The sequence below is a fragment of the Synechococcus sp. WH 7805 genome, assembly GCF_000153285.1.
Taxonomy (GTDB): Bacteria; Cyanobacteriota; Cyanobacteriia; order PCC-6307; family Cyanobiaceae; genus Synechococcus_C.
Map to the genome: position 1 here is coordinate 468,034 of NZ_CH724168.1, position 22,959 is coordinate 490,992.

At 56.2% G+C, this 22,959-nt stretch carries 29 protein-coding genes; 20 read left to right on the forward strand and 9 right to left on the reverse strand.

Annotated features, from left to right (window positions below):
• Positions 1-105: 105 nt before the first annotated feature.
• The 6 genes from nadA (at position 106) to WH7805_RS02690 (ending at position 7,448) form a co-directional block, all read left to right on the forward strand.
• A complete protein-coding gene (gene nadA / locus WH7805_RS02665) occupies positions 106-1,038 on the forward strand; it encodes a quinolinate synthase NadA (protein ID WP_006041412.1) in 933 nt (310 codons plus the stop codon).
• Positions 1,039-1,053: 15 nt separating this feature from the next.
• Positions 1,054-2,031: a ligase-associated DNA damage response exonuclease gene (locus WH7805_RS02670; RefSeq protein ID WP_006041413.1), complete on the forward strand. Its 978-nt coding sequence runs from the start codon at positions 1,054-1,056 to the stop codon at positions 2,029-2,031.
• A gap of 106 nt (positions 2,032-2,137) precedes the next feature.
• Positions 2,138-2,416, forward strand: coding sequence for a hypothetical protein (locus WH7805_RS02675; RefSeq protein WP_006041414.1), 279 nt, complete (start codon positions 2,138-2,140; stop codon positions 2,414-2,416).
• Between the two features lie 26 nt (positions 2,417-2,442).
• Positions 2,443-4,191, forward strand: a complete 1,749-nt coding sequence (locus WH7805_RS02680) for an ATP-dependent DNA ligase (protein ID WP_006041415.1) — start codon at positions 2,443-2,445, stop codon at positions 4,189-4,191.
• A 34-nt stretch (positions 4,192-4,225) separates the two neighbouring features.
• Positions 4,226-6,670 (forward strand): ligase-associated DNA damage response DEXH box helicase, encoded by a 2,445-nt coding sequence (locus WH7805_RS02685; protein WP_038004311.1) that lies wholly within the window; start codon positions 4,226-4,228, stop codon positions 6,668-6,670.
• A 460-nt stretch (positions 6,671-7,130) separates the two neighbouring features.
• A complete protein-coding gene (locus WH7805_RS02690) occupies positions 7,131-7,448 on the forward strand; it encodes a hypothetical protein (protein WP_006041417.1) in 318 nt (105 codons plus the stop codon).
• Between the two features lie 92 nt (positions 7,449-7,540).
• Here WH7805_RS02690 and WH7805_RS02695 read toward each other — a convergent pair whose 3' ends face one another.
• On the reverse strand, positions 7,541-8,683 hold the full coding sequence (locus tag WH7805_RS02695) for an acyltransferase (protein ID WP_006041418.1): 1,143 nt from the start codon (positions 8,681-8,683) through the stop codon (positions 7,541-7,543).
• A 529-nt stretch (positions 8,684-9,212) separates the two neighbouring features.
• On the opposite strand from WH7805_RS02695, the gene WH7805_RS14890 reads away from it, so the two are divergent.
• The 4 genes from WH7805_RS14890 to WH7805_RS02710 all read left to right on the forward strand — a co-directional run bounded on the left by WH7805_RS14890 (position 9,213) and on the right by WH7805_RS02710 (position 11,935).
• A complete protein-coding gene (locus WH7805_RS14890; protein ID WP_232198925.1) occupies positions 9,213-9,617 on the forward strand; it encodes a hypothetical protein in 405 nt (134 codons plus the stop codon).
• 224 nt (positions 9,618-9,841) lie between these two features.
• Entirely contained in the window at positions 9,842-10,102 is a 261-nt protein-coding gene (locus WH7805_RS02700; protein ID WP_006041421.1) for a hypothetical protein, read from the forward strand.
• 43 nt (positions 10,103-10,145) lie between these two features.
• Positions 10,146-11,333 carry a chromate efflux transporter gene (chrA, locus tag WH7805_RS02705; protein ID WP_006041422.1) on the forward strand — a complete coding sequence of 396 codons (1,188 nt, stop codon included), beginning with the start codon at positions 10,146-10,148 and terminating at the stop codon, positions 11,331-11,333.
• Positions 11,330-11,935, forward strand: a complete 606-nt coding sequence (locus WH7805_RS02710; protein ID WP_006041423.1) for a DUF1543 domain-containing protein — start codon at positions 11,330-11,332, stop codon at positions 11,933-11,935. The genes chrA and WH7805_RS02710 overlap by 4 nt, the downstream gene beginning before the upstream one ends.
• Before the next feature lie 7 nt (positions 11,936-11,942).
• On the opposite strand, the gene WH7805_RS02715 is transcribed toward WH7805_RS02710, so the two are convergent.
• Positions 11,943-12,644 (reverse strand): triacylglycerol lipase, encoded by a 702-nt coding sequence (locus WH7805_RS02715; protein ID WP_006041424.1) that lies wholly within the window; start codon positions 12,642-12,644, stop codon positions 11,943-11,945.
• A gap of 53 nt (positions 12,645-12,697) precedes the next feature.
• Here WH7805_RS02715 and WH7805_RS02720 point away from each other — a divergent pair, with 53 nt between their 5' ends.
• The 4 genes from WH7805_RS02720 to WH7805_RS02735 all read left to right on the forward strand — a co-directional run bounded on the left by WH7805_RS02720 (position 12,698) and on the right by WH7805_RS02735 (position 14,522).
• Positions 12,698-13,168, forward strand: coding sequence for a DUF427 domain-containing protein (locus tag WH7805_RS02720; RefSeq protein WP_006041425.1), 471 nt, complete (start codon positions 12,698-12,700; stop codon positions 13,166-13,168).
• Between the two features lie 4 nt (positions 13,169-13,172).
• The gene (locus WH7805_RS02725) at positions 13,173-13,706 is read left to right on the forward strand and encodes a PAP/fibrillin family protein (RefSeq protein ID WP_006041426.1); all 534 of its coding nucleotides are present in this window, start codon (positions 13,173-13,175) and stop codon (positions 13,704-13,706) included.
• A gap of 134 nt (positions 13,707-13,840) precedes the next feature.
• On the forward strand, positions 13,841-14,089 hold the full coding sequence (locus WH7805_RS02730) for a hypothetical protein (RefSeq protein ID WP_006041427.1): 249 nt from the start codon (positions 13,841-13,843) through the stop codon (positions 14,087-14,089).
• 7 nt (positions 14,090-14,096) lie between these two features.
• Positions 14,097-14,522, forward strand: a complete 426-nt coding sequence (locus WH7805_RS02735) for an NUDIX domain-containing protein (RefSeq protein ID WP_006041428.1) — start codon at positions 14,097-14,099, stop codon at positions 14,520-14,522.
• On the opposite strand, the gene WH7805_RS02740 is transcribed toward WH7805_RS02735, so the two are convergent.
• Positions 14,510-14,725, reverse strand: coding sequence for a hypothetical protein (locus tag WH7805_RS02740; RefSeq protein WP_006041429.1), 216 nt, complete (start codon positions 14,723-14,725; stop codon positions 14,510-14,512). The two genes, WH7805_RS02735 and WH7805_RS02740, sit on opposite strands and share 13 nt — an antisense overlap.
• A gap of 35 nt (positions 14,726-14,760) precedes the next feature.
• On the opposite strand from WH7805_RS02740, the gene WH7805_RS02745 reads away from it, so the two are divergent.
• The 3 genes from WH7805_RS02745 (at position 14,761) to WH7805_RS02755 (ending at position 17,418) form a co-directional block, all read left to right on the forward strand.
• Positions 14,761-15,570 carry an ABC transporter ATP-binding protein gene (locus WH7805_RS02745; RefSeq protein WP_006041430.1) on the forward strand — a complete coding sequence of 270 codons (810 nt, stop codon included), beginning with the start codon at positions 14,761-14,763 and terminating at the stop codon, positions 15,568-15,570.
• Between the two features lie 120 nt (positions 15,571-15,690).
• Positions 15,691-17,172 carry an iron uptake porin gene (locus tag WH7805_RS02750; RefSeq protein ID WP_006041431.1) on the forward strand — a complete coding sequence of 494 codons (1,482 nt, stop codon included), beginning with the start codon at positions 15,691-15,693 and terminating at the stop codon, positions 17,170-17,172.
• Positions 17,173-17,220: 48 nt separating this feature from the next.
• Entirely contained in the window at positions 17,221-17,418 is a 198-nt protein-coding gene (locus tag WH7805_RS02755; protein ID WP_006041432.1) for a hypothetical protein, read from the forward strand.
• On the opposite strand, the gene WH7805_RS02760 is transcribed toward WH7805_RS02755, so the two are convergent.
• Complete coding sequence (locus WH7805_RS02760) at positions 17,406-17,618, reverse strand: DUF6737 family protein (RefSeq protein WP_006041433.1); 213 nt, start codon at positions 17,616-17,618, stop codon at positions 17,406-17,408. The genes WH7805_RS02755 and WH7805_RS02760 overlap by 13 nt on opposite strands.
• Complete coding sequence (locus WH7805_RS02765; RefSeq protein ID WP_006041434.1) at positions 17,615-18,211, reverse strand: PCC domain-containing protein; 597 nt, start codon at positions 18,209-18,211, stop codon at positions 17,615-17,617. The genes WH7805_RS02760 and WH7805_RS02765 overlap by 4 nt, the downstream gene beginning before the upstream one ends.
• An 87-nt stretch (positions 18,212-18,298) precedes the next feature.
• On the opposite strand from WH7805_RS02765, the gene WH7805_RS02770 reads away from it, so the two are divergent.
• Positions 18,299-18,535, forward strand: a complete 237-nt coding sequence (locus WH7805_RS02770) for a CopG family transcriptional regulator (RefSeq protein WP_006041435.1) — start codon at positions 18,299-18,301, stop codon at positions 18,533-18,535.
• Between the two features lie 23 nt (positions 18,536-18,558).
• Here WH7805_RS02770 and WH7805_RS02775 read toward each other — a convergent pair whose 3' ends face one another.
• Both WH7805_RS02775 and WH7805_RS02780 read right to left on the reverse strand, forming a co-directional pair.
• Positions 18,559-19,629 carry a transporter substrate-binding domain-containing protein gene (locus WH7805_RS02775; protein ID WP_006041436.1) on the reverse strand — a complete coding sequence of 357 codons (1,071 nt, stop codon included), beginning with the start codon at positions 19,627-19,629 and terminating at the stop codon, positions 18,559-18,561.
• 84 nt (positions 19,630-19,713) lie between these two features.
• Complete coding sequence (locus tag WH7805_RS02780) at positions 19,714-19,902, reverse strand: hypothetical protein (RefSeq protein WP_006041438.1); 189 nt, start codon at positions 19,900-19,902, stop codon at positions 19,714-19,716.
• A 45-nt stretch (positions 19,903-19,947) separates the two neighbouring features.
• Here WH7805_RS02780 and pdeM point away from each other — a divergent pair, with 45 nt between their 5' ends.
• Positions 19,948-20,670, forward strand: a complete 723-nt coding sequence (pdeM, locus tag WH7805_RS02785) for a ligase-associated DNA damage response endonuclease PdeM (RefSeq protein WP_006041439.1) — start codon at positions 19,948-19,950, stop codon at positions 20,668-20,670.
• 119 nt (positions 20,671-20,789) lie between these two features.
• Positions 20,790-22,118, forward strand: a complete 1,329-nt coding sequence (locus tag WH7805_RS02790; RefSeq protein ID WP_006041440.1) for a hypothetical protein — start codon at positions 20,790-20,792, stop codon at positions 22,116-22,118.
• A gap of 2 nt (positions 22,119-22,120) precedes the next feature.
• Here WH7805_RS02790 and WH7805_RS02795 read toward each other — a convergent pair whose 3' ends face one another.
• Both WH7805_RS02795 and WH7805_RS02800 read right to left on the reverse strand, forming a co-directional pair.
• Positions 22,121-22,402, reverse strand: coding sequence for a hypothetical protein (locus WH7805_RS02795; RefSeq protein WP_006041441.1), 282 nt, complete (start codon positions 22,400-22,402; stop codon positions 22,121-22,123).
• Between the two features lie 17 nt (positions 22,403-22,419).
• Positions 22,420-22,893 carry a L,D-transpeptidase gene (locus tag WH7805_RS02800; protein WP_006041442.1) on the reverse strand — a complete coding sequence of 158 codons (474 nt, stop codon included), beginning with the start codon at positions 22,891-22,893 and terminating at the stop codon, positions 22,420-22,422.
• Positions 22,894-22,959: the final 66 nt, after the last annotated feature.

The following is a 22,959-nucleotide window of genomic DNA, read 5'->3' on the forward strand; positions in this document are numbered from 1 at the left end:
GCATCACGGTCTCCCCAGTCACCGTGCAGATCTCCGGCAATGGCGAGACGGAGCGTCGTCAGAGCAACTGCCTAGGCTGAGTCCATCCTGCCCCAGAAGGCTCAGATGAGCGCTGACACCGCCCTTGTTGCGGCGATCAACCGACTCCGCAAGGAACGCAACGCTGTGATCCTTGCGCATTACTACCAGGAGCCGGCAATCCAGGACATCGCTGATTTCATCGGCGATTCCCTCGAGCTCTCACGAAAAGCGGCAAGCACCGATGCAGATGTGATCGTGTTCTGCGGCGTTCATTTCATGGCTGAAACCGCAAAAATCCTCAGTCCAGAAAAAACAGTTGTTCTGCCGGACCTCGACGCGGGATGCTCCCTGGCGGATGACTGTCCAGCCGATGAATTCGCCAGATTCCGCGCTGAGCATCCGGATCACCTTGTGGTGAGCTACATCAATTGCACCGCGGCGGTGAAAGCACAGAGTGATCTGATCTGCACCAGCAGCAATGCTGTGGACCTGGTCAATCAGCTGCCGGCCGACCGGCCGATCTTGTTTGCTCCAGATCAGAATCTCGGCCGTTGGGTGCAGCGCCAGAGCGGCCGTGACCTCACCCTCTGGCCAGGACGTTGCATCGTCCATGAAACCTTCAGTGAAGAGGCGGTGTTACGCCTGAAGCTCGAGAATCCCAAAGCTGAGGTAATCGCTCACCCGGAATGCCAGGAGAATCTTCTGGATCTGGCCGATTTCATCGGCTCCACCAGCAAACTGCTCAATTACACACAAACAAGCTGTTCCGACACTTTCATTGTGTTGACTGAGCCGGGGATTCTCCATCAGATGAAGCAGCGGGTGCCGGACAAAACGCTGATCGATGTACCAGGACTCGATGGCTGCAGCTGCAACGCCTGTCCCTACATGCGTCTGAACACGCTGGAGAAGCTGCGCGATTGTCTTGAAAACCTTGCGCCTCAGATCGCCATGGAGGAATCGCTCCGTTCTGATGCCGAGGCTCCGATCCGCCGCATGCTCGAGATGAGTCGCTGAACGGCATTGGTGGGGATGCCGCTTCTCGAACACACCGACAGCGGTCTCTATTGCCGCGCTGCTGATGCCTGGATCGATCCGTCTAGACCTGTCAGACGCGCGCTGATCACCCATGCCCACGCTGATCATGCCAGGCCTGGCTGCCACGAATACTGGGCTGTTGATTCATCCGAAGGAGTCCTGAGACAACGCCTTGGGCAGGAGATCACTCTCCATGCCATGCCCTACGGCCGCCAGTTCTGGCTCAACCAGGCCTGCGTGTCGTTTCACAGTGCCGGGCATGTGCTCGGCTCTGCCCAGATCCGCCTGTGCGTGGAAGGTGAAGTGTGGGTGGTCACCGGTGACTACAAGCGATGTGACGATCCAAGCTGTGAACCGTTTGAGCTGGTGCCGTGCGATGTGCTGATCACCGAGGCCACCTTCGGGCTGCCGATCTATGCCTGGGAGCCCGGGTACCGCGTTGCTGAACAGATTCGAGCGTGGTGGCAGGGGGAACAGGAGCATCCATCCTTGCTGTTCTGCTACTCCTTCGGAAAGGCTCAACGGTTGATGGCGGAGCTTCACGCCATCGGCGTTGAAGACGAGGTACTGCTTCACGGCGCCGTGGAAACCGTGACCCGCAGCTACCGAGAAGCCGGAATCGCCATGACGCCAAGCTGTCCAGTGAGCGCCATTTCAAGCAAAGATCCTCTTGCCGGACGCTTGATCCTTGCTCCGCCATCGGCCCATCGCTCCGCCTGGATGCGTCGGTTCCGTTCCCCCCAGACAGCCTTCGCCTCGGGCTGGATGGCTGTGCGAGGTGCACGTCGACGCCGCGGCTACGAACGTGGCTTCGTGCTCAGTGACCATGCCGACTGGCAGGGATTGATCCGCACCGTTCTCGACTCCGGAGCCAGAACGATTTACGTGACCCACGGCCAAAACGATGTGCTGTCGCGGTTTCTGAGGGAGCGCCATGGGCTCGATGCCCGCCCCCTTGAACAGCTCAGCTGACCTAAGGTCGGAGCACCGTTTCATCACGATGCTGCTCAGACGTCTTGCTCTGGTGGGGACAGGTACCACTTTGGTTGTCCTGGTTTCACCGATGGCGGCTTAGACAGTGACCATCACGATTGAACAGATCAACAGCGTTGTGTTCCGCGCTGATGGCAAGTCCGCAGCGACGGACATCTGCACGGGCTTAAAAGAAGGTGTGCTCAGCAGAGATCGGATCGGAACAGCGCTCGCGGAGGTCCAGCAGGCTCTATGGCGCTATGCCGATCGGAGCTACGTAAAGTCATATGTAACGGACTTCAACCGTGCTGCTTCGTCGGTGCCGGGATGCAATGTGCAGGTGACTGGACCTGAGAACAGCAACCTCAATCGCTGGAGTTTCTGAGCGGCTCGCAGGCTGTCTGCACGGTTATGGATGCCTTCGCCACCTTGATTGACAGCCTGGATCAATCCACAGGCACGACGCGCAAGGTTGACCTGATCGCCGAGCATCTGCACGCCGGCGACGCCCACGACAACGCCTGGAGCACGTTGCTGCTCATGGGCGAAAAACGAAGGCGACTGATGACCGGTCGCCGGCTTCGGGACGTTCTTCAGGCCTGCGACGCCATTCCCGACTGGCTCTTCGAGGATTGCCAGAGTCACGTCGGTGATTCCGCTGAAACGCTGGCCCTGCTCTGGCCGCAGCTCAAGGGGGCGATCCCGCCACAGTCGGTTGATTCCACGCTGAAACACTGGATCAGCACAATTGAGACCCATCCACCACTGCATTGGTGGATGGAACAGCTGCTACCGGCGCTGGCTGCGCTTGAACCCCAGCTCCAGAGCGCCGCGCTGCTCACGATCTGGAGCACCCTGCCTGACGAGCGCCATTTTCTGTTCAACAAGCTGCTCACCGGAGGCTTCCGCATCGGAGTTGCCAGAGGGCTGGTGGTCAAAGCGATCGCCAAGGGGTTTTCGCTTGAGGAGGCTTTGGTCCTGGAACGATTGATGGCACCACAGGAGCCGTCGCAACGCTGGTTTGAAGGACTGACGGCAGCACCAGAAGCGGAGCGGGTCAATCGTGGACCGGTCCCCTATCCCTTCTTTCTGGCCAGCCCCCTTCAGAGCGACACCCTTCGGGACACGCAAGCCAAGGACTGGTGGGTGGAACACAAATGGGATGGGATCCGGGGTCAACTGATCAAGCGCGAATCCGGAACGTATCTATGGAGTCGTGGAGAGGAATTGATCAATGAACAGTTTCCTGAGCTGATCGAGATGGCGGCTTCCCTTCCGGATGACACGGTTCTCGATGGCGAAGTGATCTGCTGGAGAGTCGATGCGGATCGGCCCCGACCCTTCAGTGATCTGCAGCGCCGTCTGGGACGCAAGAGTGTGAGCCGCAAACTCCGTGAGGAGTGCCCGATCTGCTTCGTGGCCTATGACCTGCTGGAAAGCCAAGGACAGGATCGTCGCAGCAGAACGCTTGAAGAGCGTTTGATCGCGATGGACGAACTCCTCTCCCCAATGAACAAGGCCCGATCAGCGGGACAGTTACGTATCAGCGCCGGGGAGACGCTCAGCGCGTGGGAGGACCTCGACACCCTTCGCCAGCGTGCCGTCAATGAAGGTGCTGAAGGGCTGATGCTGAAACAGATGCAGTCCCCCTACTTGAGTGGGCGCAAACGCGGTCACTGGTGGAAACACAAGCGCGATCCCATGACCCTGGATGCGGTGCTGATCTACGCCCAGGCAGGACGTGGACGCCGGGCCAATCTGTTCACCGATTACACCTTCGCGCTCTGGGACCGTCGATCGTCAGATCCTGAAGAACATCAACTCGTGACCTTTGCCAAGGCCTACTCCGGCCTAAGCGACCGAGAGATTCTCGATCTCGATCGCTGGATTCGCTCAAACACGCGGGAGCGTTTCGGACCCACCCGCTCTGTGAACCCGGAGCTGGTGTTTGAAGTCGGTTTCGAAGGCATTCAGCCATCCAAACGACATAAATGTGGACTGGCAGTTCGATTTCCCAGAATTCTGCGTTGGCGCCAAGACCGTTCGGCTGAAAGTGCCGATTCGCTCGAGCAGGCGAAGCAGCTTTGCGACAACGAAGATCTGAGAATCCAGTCAGAACAAATGACTCACCAAAATGGTCTGAAGAGAATTCAAGAATGATTGATGACGTCGCCGTTGGCAGGGTTGTTCTGATCTGACTGATCTCCTGACTCCCATCGAGCGCTGGTTTGCGCTTCAAGGCTGGACGCCCATGCCGTTCCAGCGACGGGCCTGGAACGCCCACCTGAGTGGTCAGAGCGGATTGATCCAGGTTCCAACCGGGTCTGGGAAGACCTACGCCGCCGTGATGGGCTCGATCGCTCGCATGCTCGAGGCACCTTCTGAGCAGAAAGGCGTTCGACTCCTCTACATCACGCCCCTGCGCGCACTGAGCCGTGATCTCGCTGTGGCGATACAGCAACCGATTGATGCCATGCAATGGCCTCTGAGGGTCGGCATCCGCAATGGAGACACGCCAACGGCCGAGCGCTCACGCCAAATCAAAACGCCTCCGGAGATTCTGATCACCACGCCTGAGTCTCTCTGCGTGCTTCTGGCTGGTCGCCACTGCGAGCGTCTGTTTCAAACTCTCGACAGCGTCATCCTTGATGAATGGCACGAACTGATCGGTAGCAAGCGAGGGATTCAGGCCGAATTAGCGCTCAGTTGGTTGCGACAACAACGCCCCGCGCTTCAGACCTGGGCCATCAGCGCCACCATCGGCAATCTGGAGGAGTCGGCACAGCATGCCCTCGGAGACCGTTGCGATCCCTGTCTGATCACCGGAGCGCCGAAGCGGGGCCTCAGTGTGAGCAGCATTCTTCCGGACAGCATCGATGGCTTTCCCTGGGGAGGCCATCTCGGCCTCAGACGTTACGAAGACCTAGTCGGATCCCTGGTCCCCACCACCAGCACACTGCTGTTCACCAACACCCGCAACCAGGCGGAACGCTGGTTTCAGTGCCTGCGCTACGCCTGCCCTGAGATGGAGGGCCTGCTGGCTCTCCATCACAGCGCTTTGGATCGCAGCGAACGCGAAGCCATTGAAGCTTCTGTGAAAGCAGGGTCCATGCTTTGGGTGGTCTGCACCAGCTCCCTGGATCTGGGGGTTGATTTTCAACCGGTTGAGCAGGTGGTGCAGATCGGATCTCCCAAGAATCTGGCCCGCCTGCTGCAGAGAGCCGGACGTTCGGCCCACCTGCCCGGAGGCACCTCGAAGGTGTTGTTTATGCCAACCAACGCCTTGGAACTGCTTGAGCTCAGTGCCGTGCGTCGCGGACTGGAAAACGGCTTGGTGGAAGAAAGACGGCCACCCAAGGCACCGCTCGATGTGCTTCTGCAGCACCTCACCACACTCGCCTGCGGACCGGGCTTCAAGCCTGCATCAACGTTGGATGCGATTCGCACCACGGCCAGCTATCAACAACTCAGCGAGAGCGACTGGCAGTGGTGCCTGCGCTTTCTCGAGCAGGGAGGCGATTGCCTCGGGGCTTACCCCCGCTACAGAAAGTTGGAAGCCACAGACGACGGACGCTTCGTGATCCGTGAAAACGCCATTGCCAGGCTGCATCGCTTCAACATCGGCACGATCACCTCCGCTCCCTCCATTCGCGTGCGCTTCGTGCGTGGCTCGGTGCTCGGTCACGTCGAAGAAAATTTCATCAGCCAGCTCAAGCCCAAGGATGTGTTCTTCTTTGCCGGACGCCAGTTGGAATTCGTTCGCCTCAGGGAGATGACCGCATATGTAAAGAGCACCACCAAGAAAAGCACTGCTGTACCGGCCTGGGCTGGTGGGCAGATGTCGCTGTCTGATCTGCTCACCCATCATCTGCGCGAAGAAGTAGCCCGGGCCGGGCGCGGCGAGCTCGACACACCGGAACTGAAAGCGCTTGAGCCCTTATTTGAGCGACAGATGGATCTCTCGACCCTGCCTGGAAGCGAACAGTTGCTGATCGAAACCTGCCGAACCCGGGAGGGGATGCACCTTTACGCCTATCCCTTTGAGGGCAGGTTTGTGCATGAAGGGCTTGGCTTTCTCTGGGCAACGCGCCTCACGCGCGTTCAGCGGGGAACGATCACCGTATCTGTGAACGATTACGGATTTGAACTGCTGGCTCCGAGGGGCTATCCGATGGACCAGCTGCTGGAGGACCACCTCGACGAGCTCCTTGATGACACAACGCTGGAAGAGGATCTGGAGCAGGCCCTGAACCTTTCGGAACTGTGCCGACGCCGGTTTCGCAGCATTGCCCAGGTGGCCGGACTGCTGGTGCAGGGATTCCCGGGCCAGAACAAATCCACCGGCCAACTGCAGATCAGCGGTTCCCTGCTCTGGGAAGTGTTCAGCAAACACGAACCCAACAACCTCCTGCTCCGCCAGGCCAGAGACGAGGTGCTGCAGGAGCAGCTCGAGCTCCCTCGCCTGCGATCCGCTCTACAACGGATACGCAAGGGCGACACCCTGCACTGCCCCACGCCGCGTCCAGGGCCACTCGCTTTTCCCCTGCTCGTGGAACGCTTAAACAATCGGATGACCAACGAATCCGTGCAGGAGCGCGTGGAGCGGATGATGCGCGAAGCATTGAACCAGGAGCAGTAGCGCCAATCAAATCGCCACGACAAGCACATCCACAACATCATTAATTTAATTTTCAAGCCATCAATCATTCCACTCAAGCCCCACCAATAACCTCTCAAACCGCATCAAACCAAATGAATTGTCAAAATCAGTGAGCACACTAGGCAACACAAAGAGCTTGCCTAATAAATATTGTGAACTCACTTTTTGCTATCACAAATCGATAGCAGGGCACCAGTAGGCACAATTTAACAAATTGACTGAGCAGCATCCGCACAAAACAGGGACTTCAAAAACGCAATCAACCTCAAAGAGCGCACCCTGCCGAGGAAAAAGACAGTTAATTAGCTTATGGATCACCTTCCAAAACGACGCAGACAATCACCAAAAGCACACAAAGCAGTAATGGTCAAAAGTGCATCATAATTTACTGAACCTAAAACAACGCTCGCTAGGATTTAGAGAATTAAAGCAAAGTCGTATGCTGAGCACGAAACAACGACTGAAACTACAGTCGATTTGCAATCGAATAACAGAAGCTTTAGAAGTTGAACTCGATGAAATGATTTGGGTGTCAAAGCTGGCCAAAGCCAATGGCTCAGCAGGTGAGATGCTGCGCAAGGCAAGGCGTACTGCGGCAAAACCAACCATGCAACGTGGTAACTTTGACGATTTTTTGAATCAGATGGACATCGGCTTTGTCGACCCGTGCAACCATCGCAATAACCTTCAAGGAGTCGATGACATTACCGAATTCTTCAGCCAAGACAAGCCGGATGACTGGCGCCAACGAGACTAAGACAAACGCATTCAATAGACAAAAGTTAATAGAAACTGAAAAATGGTAGAGAACTGAGCATGCATATACAACGACTCTAAAGATCATTTCATTCAAAGGATCCTTGCTACGACAGGAAACCTTCTGAGTAGCCCGGCAAAACCGAACGAGAAAAGAGTTGTCAGAACCATTGCATTGAGTGCAGTCAGCCAAGGATTGAGTCCAATGAAGCCGACCGCCATTAGAACCAACACCAACACCATTGGATGAATCACATAGGCCCCGTAGCTGTTCGATCCTGCAACTGACAACCATTGCCCAAAGCAGTCTTCATGCCTTTGAAACCACATGATTAGATACGACAAGACTCCCCATGCGATCGCAGGATAAATAAACTGTCCAAACAAAATAAGTGATGCTGGGTTTTTAAAAATGTCGGTATTAAAAGTCAAAGTCATATTCAGAAGCACCATCGAAAAACCGAATTGGCTCAGAAGCAAAAACATCGACAATCGGAACCACTTTATGACCAGATGCGGATCAATCCGCTCAAACCAGTGATGAAACGACGCTTTGCATCCGATAAAGAATAAAAATGCATAGGTGAATACATGCATTCCTTGAAAGCCCAGTCCATTCAAAGGTGTACTGCGCAAAAAGGCCCAGAGATCAGTTTGTGTTGACATAGCCACCTCAATGAATCCTAAAACGACAGCACTGATAACCCATGAACGCATTGTTGGTAATGGAATATCCGTATCGACTAAATAGTGATCACCCCTTAACTTAACCCAAGCACAATAAATCAAATCGAATACAAATAGAACTAGCAAAAACCACAAAACGCCGATTCTGTTGAATGGAATATCGCTCAGGGATAAAAACTCCAGTGGACTCGAGGGAGAAAGCCTACCAATCAGAAGTGAAATGTTATTGACAATAAATAAACCAAAAATAAATGGAATACCAAGGCGTATTAAACGATTTTTTAAATACTGCACGACTCCCTTCTTATGCACTGATCGAGGAACAAAATAACCCGAAATTAAAAACATCATTGGCATGATGAAAGAATTAATGGCGTAGATATACCAATTGAAGAATCCTATAAATCCTTCCCCCACTATTCCTTCAATGGGAATACGGACCCCACTCCAGCCCGTCGGGAAAAAGGCAACTGGAACATGGAGTGCAATGACCAGACCAACTATGACTGCCTTAATTTGGTCCAGATAAAGTAAACGTTTATGAGACATTGACAATCGGACAACCATTCAGCGGATTTCAACAAAACTAGCAAAAGGCTTCGCTACGCCATGGAAGCGAAGCAAAAATGAAATCTCAGTTCATTCAATGGTCAATATGAATACTTAAGTCGTACAACATCGCGCTTAGGCACTACAAGGATACAAAGCGAAGAGATGATGATGCATACGCTTACTCATAGCTATTATGCCTCTATATTGAAAGCTTTTGCTTATCAATAGAGTGATATACTTTTCTTTTAGTCACAACGACCTTCACGGTCAAGCTTATTTGAAAAAGCTCGATCGCGTTATGATCATATTTTTACGCATCAAGGAGGCAGTCAATCAAGCCTTTCATTCCCTATTACTCTTGTATTTAATCGTCAAGTCGTATCTCTAAAAAGCTTGCATGAATAGATCTTCACTCACACTCACAGCTCTTTTACTCGGTGGTTTATCTGCCATGGCCCAGGGAGTCGACCCCAAGATCCATGCAATGTGTCTTGATGCCAAGGACTACGTTGGATGCGTTAAGGCGATGACCACTGACGCAAGTCAACAGAAAGTTATTCAGGTTGATCAAACCAACCGGCCTGGCCTGCAAAATGAAATGGGAAATTCGTGTCCTGCTGGTTACGCCTATTCAGGTGCAGGTCAATGCAGATCAATCGTATGTCAATACCAAGGCATTTTTGGTCAAAATGAGCCTCAATTGGCTGGGAATGGGCATACGTGCAAAGGCGCGAATCGGCGCTATGGCCTGTTAACCGGTCGTGCCACCTTATTATGGGGTAACCAATACATGCGTGCTGTCAATAATCCGAATTGCCCAAATACGGAACCTTCCATTGGTGGTCGATCAAGCTGTAGTTTGACCAGTCTGAATGATCGACTTCCAAAAACCGACTCAATGAACATCGAGGATTGGGACTCCGATGAATAGAATGAAGCGCGATGTTATGTGGTTTCTACGAAGCAGGGCTTTTCAAATGGCGTTCTTTCATTGATGGACAGCCAACTGGAAAGCCTTGATTCAAAGCGCTGCACAAGGTGACCTTCGCTGCAAAACAGCAGCTGTCTTGTTTGCAAAACAGCGCTTTAATCGATTTCACGATGGAGTCCTGCAGCTCAATCGGTTCCTATCGTTGAAGAATTAGACAGTAATCAATGAATCGCACTGCAACCGCCGCAGTCATCATCGCCTTGAGTGCACCCGTGATGGCTCAACCGGTCATTGACCCTGTCGCAGCTGCAGACAAAACATGCGCTGCTTTCAAGGATCCATCCATGCCTCAGTCTTACAAAGACCAAATGCGAGACAGAATTTATATCAACATGGCTGGAGATGTTCCAGCTGGAGCAACCGACGCTTATCGATCGATGTGGGAGGGCTACGCCCTTGTTCGCCAGCGAGGTTGCGGACAATAATCCTCACAACACACCAAACCACGTGAAACATCCGGGAACATCCATGGAAGGCGTGGTCGAGGTGTTCCGCCAATTCCTGCTGCTCGGATGCTCATCGTTCGGTGGACCGGTGGCACACCTCGGATATTTCCGTGAGCGGTTCGTGCAACGGGAGAAGTGGCTCACCGACGCGGCCTATGCCGACCTCGTGGCCCTTTGCCAGTTTCTGCCTGGCCCCGCCAGTTCCCAGGTAGGGATGGGCCTTGGCCTGATGCGTGCTGGTTGGCCAGGAGCCTTGGCGGCCTGGATTGGATTCACGTTTCCGTCGGCGATCCTGCTGGTGCTTACGTCCGCTGTGCTGTCAGCCAATCCGGACTGGCTGGCCGGAGGCTGGGTTCAGGGCTTGAAAGTGGCCGCCGTTGCCGTGGTGGCGCAGGCCGTGCTGGGCATGCAGCGCAAGCTGGCACCTGATCGGAACCGCGCCAGCCTGATGGCTTTTGCAGCTGTGTTGGTGCTGCTGGTGCCTCTGGCCTGGGTGCAGCTTCTGGCACTAGTGATCGGAGCGGTCGCAGGTCTCACCCTGTTGCCTCCCCCCGACGATCGCTCCATGAGCCATGAACTGCTCAAGGTGCCCGTGCACAGAGGCGTGTCCCTTCTTCTTCTGGTGGCGTTGGTCGGCATGCTTGTAGCTCTGCCATGGCTTGCCGCAGAAGCCAGACCGGTGGCCATCCAGCAGCTGGCAGGTTTTCTTCAGGCTGGATCGCTGGTGTTCGGGGGAGGCCACGTTCTGCTCCCGCTGCTCGAGCAGTCTCTGGTGCCCCCTGGGTGGATCAGCCTTGACCAGTTTCTGGCCGGCTATGGAGCAGCTCAGGCTGTACCCGGCCCCATGTTCAGCTTTGCCGCCTTCCTCGGCTTTGATCTGCGCGGCGGGTTGCAGGGCGTCGGCGGCGCCCTGCTTGCCCTCCTGGCTCTGTTTCTTCCAGCCTTTCTGCTGGTTGGAGGCGCCCTGCCGTTCTGGAGTGTCCTCGGGAAGCGAACAACGATGCGACGCGCCCTCAAGGGCATCAATGCTGCTGTGGTGGGTGTGCTGCTGGCAGCACTGTTTCAGCCGGTCTGGCTGGCTGGCATCAAGTCCAGTGCCGATTTCAGTCTGGCGTTGATGGCCTTTCTGCTGCTGGTGGGTTGGAAGCAACCGGCCTGGCGGGTCGTTCTGGTTTGCGGGCTGGTGGGAGGCTTCGCCCTGTCGTCATGATCGATCAACCGACCCTGTTTCTTGTCGTCCTCGGAGGACGCACGGCGACATGCCACGTGGAACTCCACGATGTGCGCTGGATGGTGGGGTCTTGCATCGAAGACACCATTCCAGCACTGAAGCGCGAATGGTTCGGCTTGCAGAAGGGTCTGCATGTCGACAGCTACAAAGCCATCACGCATGTGGATGGCTTTGCAGTGCGCCCGCTGCCTGCAGCACCGATGCCAGAGAAACTCCTGACCTCAGCGAATACGCAACCTGTCGATCGACTTTGGTTCGTCAATCTCGGCGGTTATCAACGTGAGTCGCTTCAGGAACAGCATCAATTCGGCCTGGTGGTGGCCAGATCTCAACAGGCTGCCAAGGCCCGGGCCAAAGCCCGTTGGTTGAAGGAATCCCTACAGGTTCACAAGGATGATCTCCATGGGATCGAGTCCATTGGCGACGTCGATGACTGTCTGCCGATCGACGGCATCGGCGGATGGCGAATCAGCTTGCAGTCAGTGCCCAATCCACCGGAGACGGATCTGAAGCCTGACTGGTTCGGCTACTGGCGCATTGATGGCCGATTGCCGAAGCCAAGGCCGGATGCAGTGATCTGATCCAACGTCAACCATGAACGAACCGCCACCAGGACTGAACGCTCTCAGGGCTTCCGTACCAGGGCGCACCGAACAGCCCACCATGGGCGGTGGAGTTCAGCACGAGATGACGCGCATCCTTCAACAGAGCTGAAGAGACCGGAACGAGGCCATCGCCTGCCACTGCAGCATCCCCGACGATGCTCCTGTAGCTGCCGGAAGCACTGCGTCGACTGAATGCTGACGCTGTCGAACCACTGAGATCCAACGCGCCGGCTACAGCCACGTAATCCACGCCGGGGTGATGGCAGCCCGGAAAGCGGCGGTCCACCATGGCGCGCAGGGGCGTTGCTCGGACGGCCTGATGGGGACTACCGAGTGTGACCAGGCGATTGCAGCGATCAGAGCCGCCGTATCGGCAACCCTGGAACTCCACATCACTGAGATAAAGACGCAGCATCACACCGCCTGAGCTGTGGCCGACCAACGTGACCTGACCACTTGCCGAGAGGGGCTGCAACGCATCAACAGCGGCAGCGACGCGATCCAGAACACGTCGCCAGCCGAATCCCCAGCTGGTGAGCAGCCAGTCGAACCGGCTGACCGGAACGACCACCACGTGCTCCACCCCCGAGAGCCGCAGGGCTTCGGCCATCGGCTGATAGGCCTCCTCGGTGATCAGAAAACCACCGAGAATCACAACCGGCTGGTGGGGGTCGACAGATCGCATCACTCCGGTGCAGCTGAGGCAGCGCCATCATCAGGTCAAATGATGACGACGCCATGGCACCAGAGAAGGTCGCCGATTACCCCCGACCACCACGACTGGAATCCACCGACGATCACGTTCTGATCAAAGTCGCCGGTGAGGTGCTCTTCGATGGCAAGGGCTGCCAGCGCGTGCTCGAGACGTACCACCCTCCCACCTACTACTTGCCGCCGACGGGGATGGACAGGGCCTTGCTCTCACCCGCAGCGGGACGAAGTTTCTGCGAATGGAAAGGAGTGGCGGAGTACTTCGATGTGGTGACATCACAGGGCAGGATTCATCGCGCTGTTTGGCGTTATCCATCACCCACAGCAGGGTTTCAAGCCATTGCTGGTTGGTTTGCGTTGTATCCGGGTTTGATGCAGGGATGCTGGGTCAATGCTGAACCGGTGATCCCCCAGCCAGGAGGTTTCTACGGTGGATGGATCACATCAGCTGTTCAAGGGCCATTCAAAGGCGATCCAATGCACCCGGAGCTGATCTGATCCGATGAACAAACTGATTCAGCTCCTCAGAGACCATCCCAACGACCCGTCCATCCCAGACTTGATCAAGAACGCCGAAGCCGGGTCTGATGTAGACCTCAATCAGCAGAGCGAACAACTCAGCGGGGTGTGGGAATTGCGCTGGAGCAGCGCAAGCCAACCCTGGCTGAAACAGGCGGCATGGTTGGACAATCTGCAGATCCTGGACCCAGTTCACAGCCGAGGCATGAATGTTCTCAGGCTCAATGGTCCCCTCAGAGGGTTAGCGGCGATCACTGTTGAGGCAGAGCTGTCGATCGCGAGTGCGACCCGGGTTTCAGTCTGCTTCCGCAAAGGAGGCTGGGTCGGACCTGGGTTGCCAGGAGGAGGCCGCCTGGAGTTCATGAAAAAGGTGAATCAATCATTCCCAGCCTGGCTTGAAATCACAGCCCTGGATGACATCCTGCGCATCTGTAGGGGAAACGCAGGCACGACCTTCGCTCTTCTGCGCCGCCGCGAGATGCGCATTGATTCTTTTCTACGACCAAAAGACAAATAATCTCATCGTTGACATTCGCCAAAGGTGCCTAAACAAATGATTGAACGCATCTGCGTCAATGATTGCCTGTGATCTGAACCACGACCGAATCAATTTCCTGTTAATTTCAGCCCGTTTTCAACTCTGCTTAATTCATGAAAAAGCTGATCTGGCTGGCGGCACTCGCTCCCCTGTTGACTCCAGCGTCAGCGCTAGCGCAGAAAGAGATCCCCAAGGCTCCCGGCTATGAGGAGTGTCCGCTGGGTTACGTCAACACCCTGGGAACAACCTGCGTGTCGCCGATCTATTACGAAGTGGCTCCCACCAACGGGAAAGCCTGCCTGTCCGGCTGGATGAATATCGGCGCCGGATATTGCAAGAAGAAGAAGCTCGGCATCTTCTGAGCAGCCGATGCCATTCGATGTCTCCATTGCCATGCTCGGACGTCATGGACGTTGGTTGCTCCAGCTTCGTGACGACATCGATGGCATCGCGGCTCCTGGATGTTGGGGCCTGTTCGGCGGACACCTTGAATCAGGGGAGACCGCTGAACAGGCCCTTCAAAGGGAGCTGATCGAAGAAATCGGTTGGTGCCCCGCCAACGTCAGGCTGTGGATCAGACACAGCACCGCCGAACGCACTGCCCACGTGTTCCTGGGAGAGCTTCAAAGAGATCTTCACCTGCTTGAACTGAATGAAGGGCAGGACATGGTGCTGGCTTCCGCTGCAGAGCTGCGAACTGGGCAGATTCTGAGCCCCAGACTCAATGAACTCCGCCCCCTGGCGCCAACCCTGAAGCTGCTCACCGGCAGACTTCAGGACATTCAGAGCGACTGAACAACCAGAACGAGCACGAGTGCCATCAGGGCCAGAATCACCCAGAACCTGATGCCTTTGCGGCGCGGCCCGACCGAGGCGCGACCCTCGCTTCGCACGCGTTGGCCAGCAGGTGTCCCGCAATGGGAGCAAACGAGACGACCTCCGAGAGACCGATCGGCACGGAAACTGGTGGAGCCGCATCGGCTGCAGCGGTTGATCATCGGGATCCCATCGGCTCAGCAGCCACAATCACTCCATGCCCCTTCAGCACGCAAGCCATCAAAACGCACCATGGCTAGACCTTCAGGGCATTGAAGCCTGGGCTGGAGGTCAACGCATCGTCGAGGATCTGTCACTGCGTCTCTGGATCGGTGAATCCACAGCGATTCTGGGTCCGAACGGGGCCGGCAAGAGCACGCTCGTCAAGCTCATCAGTCGCTGCCTTCACCCCGTGGTTCAACCGCAGTCCTACCTCCGCATGTTCGGCGAGGAGCGCATCAATCTCTGGGCCCTGCGTGAGCGTCTGGGAGTGGTGGATTCGGAGCTGCAGCAACGGATCCCCGATGCAATGACCTGCAGTGAACTCATGCACTCCGCCTTCTTCGGAGCCATCGGGCTTAGACGCGGTCTTGATCCCAACCCAGAGCAGGTTCAAAGGTCCTTGGCACTCCTGAATCAGTTCAACCTTAAGGAGCTTGAATCCTCCTCTTTCGGAAGCCTGTCCGAAGGACAGAAACGCAGGGTGCTGATCGCAAGAGCCATGGTGCATCAGCCGCAGGTCTTGGTTCTCGATGAACCGACCAACGCCCTTGATCTGCGAGCCCGGCACGGGTTGCTGGCCCAGCTGAGGCTGCTGTGCCGAAGCGGAACCACCCTGATCCTGATCACCCATCAAATCGACACGATCATCCCTGAGATCAACCGGGTGGTGGGAATGCGCAAGGGTGGTGTCGTTGTGGATGGTGCACCAGCAGAGGTCCTCAACGATGGCGTGCTGTCCGATCTTTTCGAGACTCCGTTGAAGGTTTTGGAAGCCGCTGGTTTTCGGCAGGTCGTACCGGCATGACCCCAGCGATGGCTTGATCGAAGAGGTCATGAAACAGGCCTATGCCCAGAGAGAAAAGAGCCAGGTGTTGGCAATCTGGCCTCGGTCAACCCTGGCTCATTGTCTGATTCCTAACGCCCAATGAAACGCCTGCTGCCCCTGGCGCTTTATGGCCTCCTGAGTGTTTTGAGCGCTCATTCCGGTCGGTCGGAAATCGTCGATACAACCCTGTCTTCTACCCCTCTTGAGCCCCATCTGGCGCGTCTGCTGCAGATCGCTGGCTGCTCAACTGAGATCTCTCCAACAAATTCGCTCAATCGAGTTCAGGCGGCTTCATTGCTGCAGGACTGTTTACAACGTCAGGGATCGACAAGCGAAGCAATCCAGAGATTGCTCGATGAACTCAGCGATGAACTGATTCAACAGCGCAACAAGCGCGTGAACCACCTGGATGATGCCGTCAGGAGCCTTGAAGCCACAGCGTTCTCGCCCACGACTCAGTTGAAAGGAGTCACCACATTGGTTATCGGGGCCAATGCATTCGGCGGTAACTCCGCAGCGCAGCGCAACGACATTCGCAGCAGCTTTGGAGCGACGATCGTCGGCTATGACGAGAAGTTGATCCTGCGCACGAGCTTCACGGGCCAGGATCTTCTCAATGTCCGTCTGAGAGCTGGCAATCTCGATTCAAATCAAAATACTTTCGGTGGTGGTGGACCGAGTCAACTTTCAGAGCTGGATGTGGCCTTCCAGCAGGGACCCAATCCCAATAAGCTCGGCATCAATCGTGCCTGGTACAAGTTCCCAGTTGGGGAGAACTGGACTTTCACCGTTGGTAGTCGTGTGAATCAAAGCGTGATGCTGGCGATGTGGCCCAGTGTCTACCCCGAAGACTCAGTTCTAGATCTCTTCACCCAGGCAGGGGCTTCGGGTGCATACAGCAGCAATCTTGGCGCCGGTGGCGGTGTGATGTGGGAACGGGGGCCGCTGAGCATCAGCCTCAACTACATCGCCGGACAAGGCGAAAACGGATCGTCCGGATCCGGACTCTTCGGGGCGGATGCAGGCAGCAGCGCAACCGCGCAGGTGGGCTATGCAGCTGATCAGTGGGGAATCGCGGCTGCCCTGGCAACCATTCAGAACGGATTCGGCATCATTGACTACGCCAGCCCTTTCACTCTTCGCAGCTTCAATCAACCGGGAATCACAACGGGCACGGCACTCAGTGGTTATTGGCAACCGGCCAGGAAGGGATGGGTGCCTTCCATCAGTGCCGGTTGGGGTTGGAACAGCACCCGTTACAAGAACAGTGTGAACAGTGAGGGACTGGTTTCCATCTCCCAGTCGTGGACAGTGGCGCTGCAGTGGACCGATTGGCTGTTGAACGACACGTCGTTGGGTCTAGCCGTCGGCCAGCCGATCTTTGCGACGGCGTTAAAGGGTGGGGCGACTCCTGACGATGCGAGTTTCGCCATGGAGGGCTGGCTCATGGTTCAGATCTCGGATTCGATCAGCGTTACACCAGCCGTTTTTTATCTCAGCCGACCTTTCGGGGCTGATACGCCACGAGGAACGTCCCTGAGCCAGCTCGGCACTTTGATGGAAACCACTGTGCGCTTCTGATGCTTGGCTCCCGATGTCATAACCTCGCCACGCGTCTGACGTGACATCTTGAACAGCAACGCCAGGATCGATGCTCTTCAGCTGATGCTGACCGATCTACGCACACGCAATGAACCGATCCGTCATAAGGCCGCGTTCCGTGGATGCCAACCTGAGTTTCAGGCGCTCGTCACCCAGCTGATCGAACAATTAGAAGCCGAACTCCTGGAGGAGAAACAACGCTTTCGAGCGGCTCAGCGTGACTGATTGCGGTAAGCGGCTGGTGCGATCACGAGAAACAGCACCCACCAGCACACCACAGCAATCGCGATGGAGCCTGTCACCCAGAGGCGGTGGAGCATCAACCAGCTGCCACCCACCACGATCAGGCCGGTGAGAACGATCGTCCATGGCTGACACCACCATGGTTTGTGCGACCAAAGTCCGGTATCCGATGACTCACTCATCGAAGGGAATCAATCTGACCGCTCTGATGCAGCTGATGGAGGGCGGTGTAGTCGCCAAAGAAGTCGCCATCAACAAAGATCTGGGGAAACACCCTGAGCCCACTGCGTCTCTGACAGGCTTCGAAGGTGCTGTCGGAGTCGACAGCGATGATGCGATGGGGAATCGCTTGCCGCTCGAGAAGCTGGCGCGCTCGATGGCACCAGGGACAACCTTGGAGAACAGCCAACTCGACCCGCTCGTTGCTGGTTGGTTGGCTCTGTCCTGGTAATTCATTCAGCCCGACCAGCAGCTGGACACCCTTGTGAACGATGGTTCCGGGTTCGAGATGTCCACCCCAAACCTGACAAGCTCCATCCGAGAGGCTGAGATGGAGATGAACACCTTGTGGTGACAGCGTGCCGTTCAAGGTGATCACTTCCAAAATGCCTTGCATCTGGGTGGGATGGGGCTGACCGGGGCACTGAAAACAGGCCACTGAAAGATCGCCAACAACCCCCAGAACGAAGCCGCTGAGCTGGTGATCAGACGCAAGTTGATGAAGGGACTGATGAAGATCCTGACCGGGTTCCAGCTTGAGGGTCAGAGTCTCCATTCAATCCCTGAGAAAGCCGCAACAGAATAACGTCAGACGACTATCAGCCATTACGATACGATAGCGTTACGCCAGCGAGACGTAAACGTGTCGTTCCTTCAGACATTGCTCCATGAACTCCAGGAACAGCTTCAGTCGGAGCATCAGGACATCACTGCCGGACAGGTCGCTGAGGCCGCTGAATCGGAACGGGTGAATGTCACCCTTCCTGCCGGCGTGATGAATCGACTCAAGCAACAGGCACTGGCAGAAGGCCGGAGCTGCAGCAGTCTCGCCACATTTTTAATCGAGGATGGCCTGCGCAGGCATGGAACGCTGCTTTAAGGGCTGAATCTGAACGATCCCAGTCATTGCAGTAGAGAATCCGTGATCTTTTTCACCTCTCCCTTGCGCTGCAGATCGAGCAACACCACATCAATCGGAGTCCGCAATGGGCTATCGATAGGCACAACAAAACCGAAGGTCTGATTCGCAAGACTGAATGGGGCCATCTTGTAAGGAGCTCCAGGATTTTGCTGGAGGTAGTAGCGCAAGGGCGCTCCATCGAAAATCACCGCTTCGACCGCCTGCTTGCTGAGCAAATCAATGGCTTCATTCAGTGTTGAAGCTGTCTTCGCCCGCGCCCCATAAATCTTCGCCCAGGTTTGGCTGGTCGTTCCATCCACAACGGCAACGGTCCTTCCGCGTAGATCCGACTTTTCCCGGACGCCCGATGGGTCAAGTCGAGTCAGCGAGACAGTGAACGCTGAGGCCAAACCCGCAGTGATGGATGAGAGCGCCAGGAGCGACATCACCATCCAAACGCCTGCGATGGCGCGACCGGTTTTGGAGAGCGGAGCCCGATCGCCATAACCCACTGTGGTGAGCGTAACCAGGGCAAACCACATGCCGTTACCCACACCCCTGAGGTAGTGACGAGGGAACTGAGCGGCGTTCCGCCGCCGTTCCGCCAGCCAAATCAGATTCCCAACCAGAAACAGCAGCAGCATCAATCCGCCAGCTGAGGACAACGCCGCCCAACCAAAAAAGGGGCGAAGTCGTTCCAAGAGCCCGGGTGCTCGCAACGGCAACAGCAGATCTTCTGTGCCGTGGAAATAAGGTTGGGTGAAATCGATTTTGGGGTTAGCCAGTCGATTAGGGGTGATGCTGATCGGCCCGATGGCGAGATCCACCTGTCCATTCACCACGGCTTCGATATTCGCCTCGGTGGTCGGAAATCGAACCAATTTGTAGGGCTTATTGAGGCGTGCAGCAGTTTCAGCCCAGATCTGGACACTGATACCGGGCAATGAACCGCCATCCTTCATCACGAAGGGAGGAGAGCCACTCACACCCACACGCAGGGTTTGGGCCAGACCATCTGCAGGCCAAGTGAGCGCCGTTAGACCCGCTAAAAGAAATGCGACCTTCAACTTCACCGCCTCAGCCGTTGTTCTCAAGCCGCCTCACGATGAAACCCATGGCGATCAGCGAACCGAGCAAAGCCAGCAGCAAGGCGAGTGTCATTGAGGTTCGGGAAACCGTGGAACTTTGAGATTGCCATCTTCAGCTCCAAGAATCCACTCCGCGACCTCCATCCTCAGGGCATAGGCACATTCAAAACGCTCTTGCCGCTCGAGAGACATCAATCGACGCTGGAGCCAATACAGAGTTTCTCCTGCAGGTGCGAAGGGTTGGGAAGCACGTGACATTCAACCGACCCAGAATGAATTGACAATGAACGATCAAGGGACTCATTGGCTGCCATCGACGCTACAGATGCAGATTCGGCGATCCCGGCGGGCTGCTGCAGCTGGCGTTGGCGGGAGGAACAGCTTGTGCTTCTGCCGGATCGAGGGATCTGGAGAGAGGCGAGCCGAGATCTTCTAGTGGCTGATCTCCACCTCGGGAAGGCCGAGGTGTTTCAGGCTTTTGGTATTCCAGTGCCAAGTGATGAGGATCGCGGAACGCTCCAGCGTCTCAAGCAGATTTGTATCACCTTCAATCCCGACCGACTCATTATTTTGGGCGATCTGATTCATGGTCGCCAAGGGCTCACACCCCGGTTGATGCACGACCTAGCCACGTTGTCTGAACGGCTTGGAACCAATGTTCTTCTGGTTGGAGGGAACCACGACAGGGACCTGCAAATGCCGGTGCTTCCCCGAACAACAGCATTCCGCCTGGGCGAACTCTGGTTGAGCCACGAACCCGAAGAAGGCCCAGACAAGGCCGAACTACTTAATGTTTGCGGCCATATTCATCCAGCAGTAACCCTGCGCCATGGTGCTGACCGCTTGCGACTTCCGTGCTTCGCCTTCGACAAACACGAGCAGCGAATGCTGATTCCTGCCTTCGGAGAGTTGACGGGAGGGCATGACTGCGGTCACCGTTACCGCAAATGGCTGGTGGCCGAGGGCACCATCGTTCCTTGGCTCACTCCCGAACCCCAACCAAAAAAGCGACGGCAGGCCCGGTGAAACGGAACACTGCACCCGCGACCGGCAGAGAACGTCGGAGGCCTCAGCGAAGAAGGAAAGGGCTTGGCTTACGGAAACGATGGCTGGTTCTCGGGTTTCCACTCGCTGTCTTTGCAGGTTTGCTGGCGCTCGCACCAAGGACTCCCGATCTTGACGTCACGCCGCGCACTGACAAAGAGATTGAAGGTGACGCGCTTGGCACCTTCAGGTACCAACCGGATGATGAGGTGTACGCCCTCGATTTCGACCCACGCAAAGTCAGGCTGGGTCTGCTCGAAGGATGGGATCGCGAACAGGATGCCTTCGAGGACTCAGCAGCGCTGGCCTACGTGTCCGGTCCGATGTACGAACGTCACATCGATAACGGTGGACAGGAGATCACCGTTCCTCTAGGCGATCTGAAATTTGGTCAGCGCATCTGGCGAGGGCGCAACCGCACGGCTTCCCGCCAAAGGGCCTTCGTTGGAATCCGGAACGACGGAGGTGTGGACTTCGGCTACGGAGAACTCAACCCCGAACGCGAGCAGACCTACGACATGTTCATCGGTGGACTGCACAGCATCTACAACGATCTTGAGCAAGCCCCTGACAGCTACAAAGGCGCTTACAGCATCAGCATGGGGCAGAGAATCCGCTACTACTTGCCACGGATCAGGATGATCTTCGGCCTGCGCAGTGACGGACGCCTGGAAATGCTAATGAGCAAGGACGGCCTTACTCTCGAGCAGACCAAGGAATTGGCGCGGCGACGGGGACTGGTTGCGGCCTACATGCCAGACCATGCGTCCAAAAGCCGTCTGATCATCCCTGGGGTGAAGGGATTCACAGAGGAAGATGCCAACTGGATCAGCGGAGGGGCGACAAGTTTTGTCCACGTCCCCTACCTCCTCCGTCTGAGTGAACGGCGCAACCAGCTGCAGGGAGGCCTGATGGCCAATCTTTCGGAACGCCTGCAGTCTCAGAAATCCTGCAGCGGACCGTTGGACTGCGCCCAGTTGGTTGGAACGCGTCTTGCTGACAGGGCATTGGCTGGTCTCAACCGGGTGATGGAGCAAGGGGTTGAACCCATCGCCCGGATGATCTGGACACCGAAACCAACAACAAGAGACAGCAACACGGAGTCTGCAGATTCGCCCGAGGTCAGAGATCGGTCTCCGCTGCCTGAGCCGCCAATCACCGCTGACCCCTTGGTTCTGCTTGAACAGCCTCCTCGAGACGGGCTGACCGAACAGCTGGACCCAGCTCTTCCTCCATTTGAGACCAATCTGCCTCCGGATCTACCACCACCCGAAGTGATCGAACCCGATATTCAAGTCAGCCCCGCTCAGTCAGATTTAGAGAACGATGATGTGAACGTTGACTCTATTGACTTGGTTCAGTCAGAAGAGAGTGAGAGACCATTGATTGGCGCGCCACCGCCTCCGCTTCTTCCACCTTCCCTCCCCTGAAATCAGCGGCGGAAGAGACCGTTGCAATCCCCACGTGGGGGCTTGGAAAAACACACATTGTCTGGCGACCAGTAACCGATCGCCGGGAACTGCAGACCTTGGCGACGCGCTTCCGCGTTTACAGCCTCCACCCCTTTGGCGGTGATCAGAACATGACCGGGACCCTCGACCTGATCGAGAAACTTCTGTTCCGGCATCTCCTTCATCGCAGAGGCCACAGCTGCAGATGTGGACAAGGAGGCGAACCCTGTGATCAGCAGGGAGGGAAATAAGCGCTTGAACATGGCTGAGTTGATGAAGTTCAGTTGGTGGTTACGACCACAGGGGTGCCGACATCCACCTGCTGGAAGAGCGTGACGACATCTTTATTGAGCATGCGAATGCATCCCAAGCTGACGGCGGCACGAAGCTTGACCCAATTTGGCCAGGCTGTGCCATGGATCGCGTACTCACCGGAACCGATCTGGAAGTAAGCCATGTAGCGAACACCAACTGGATTCTTCGGACCGGGTGCGATGACCTTGCCGCCCTTGTGGTAAACGGGAGCTTCTTCTTTGCGCGTGATCGCGTAACTGCCTGCGGGGGTCGGAGATTCCGGAGCACCGATGGCGACAGGGAAGCGTTCCACGACCTTGCCGTTGTCAAACAGCGTGAGATATCGCTGCTTGAGGCTGATCTCGATGGTTTTTTCAGCCCGAGCCTGCATCGGAGCCAAGCCCACGCACAACAGGGCCAGCCCCGCCGGCAGGGCGATGCGCCAGGAAGGGAGGGGCATGGCTGAATTCGCGTTTGCGCGGCCATTGTGACCTAGATCGGGTCGGGCTAGCGTCTCCCCACTTAT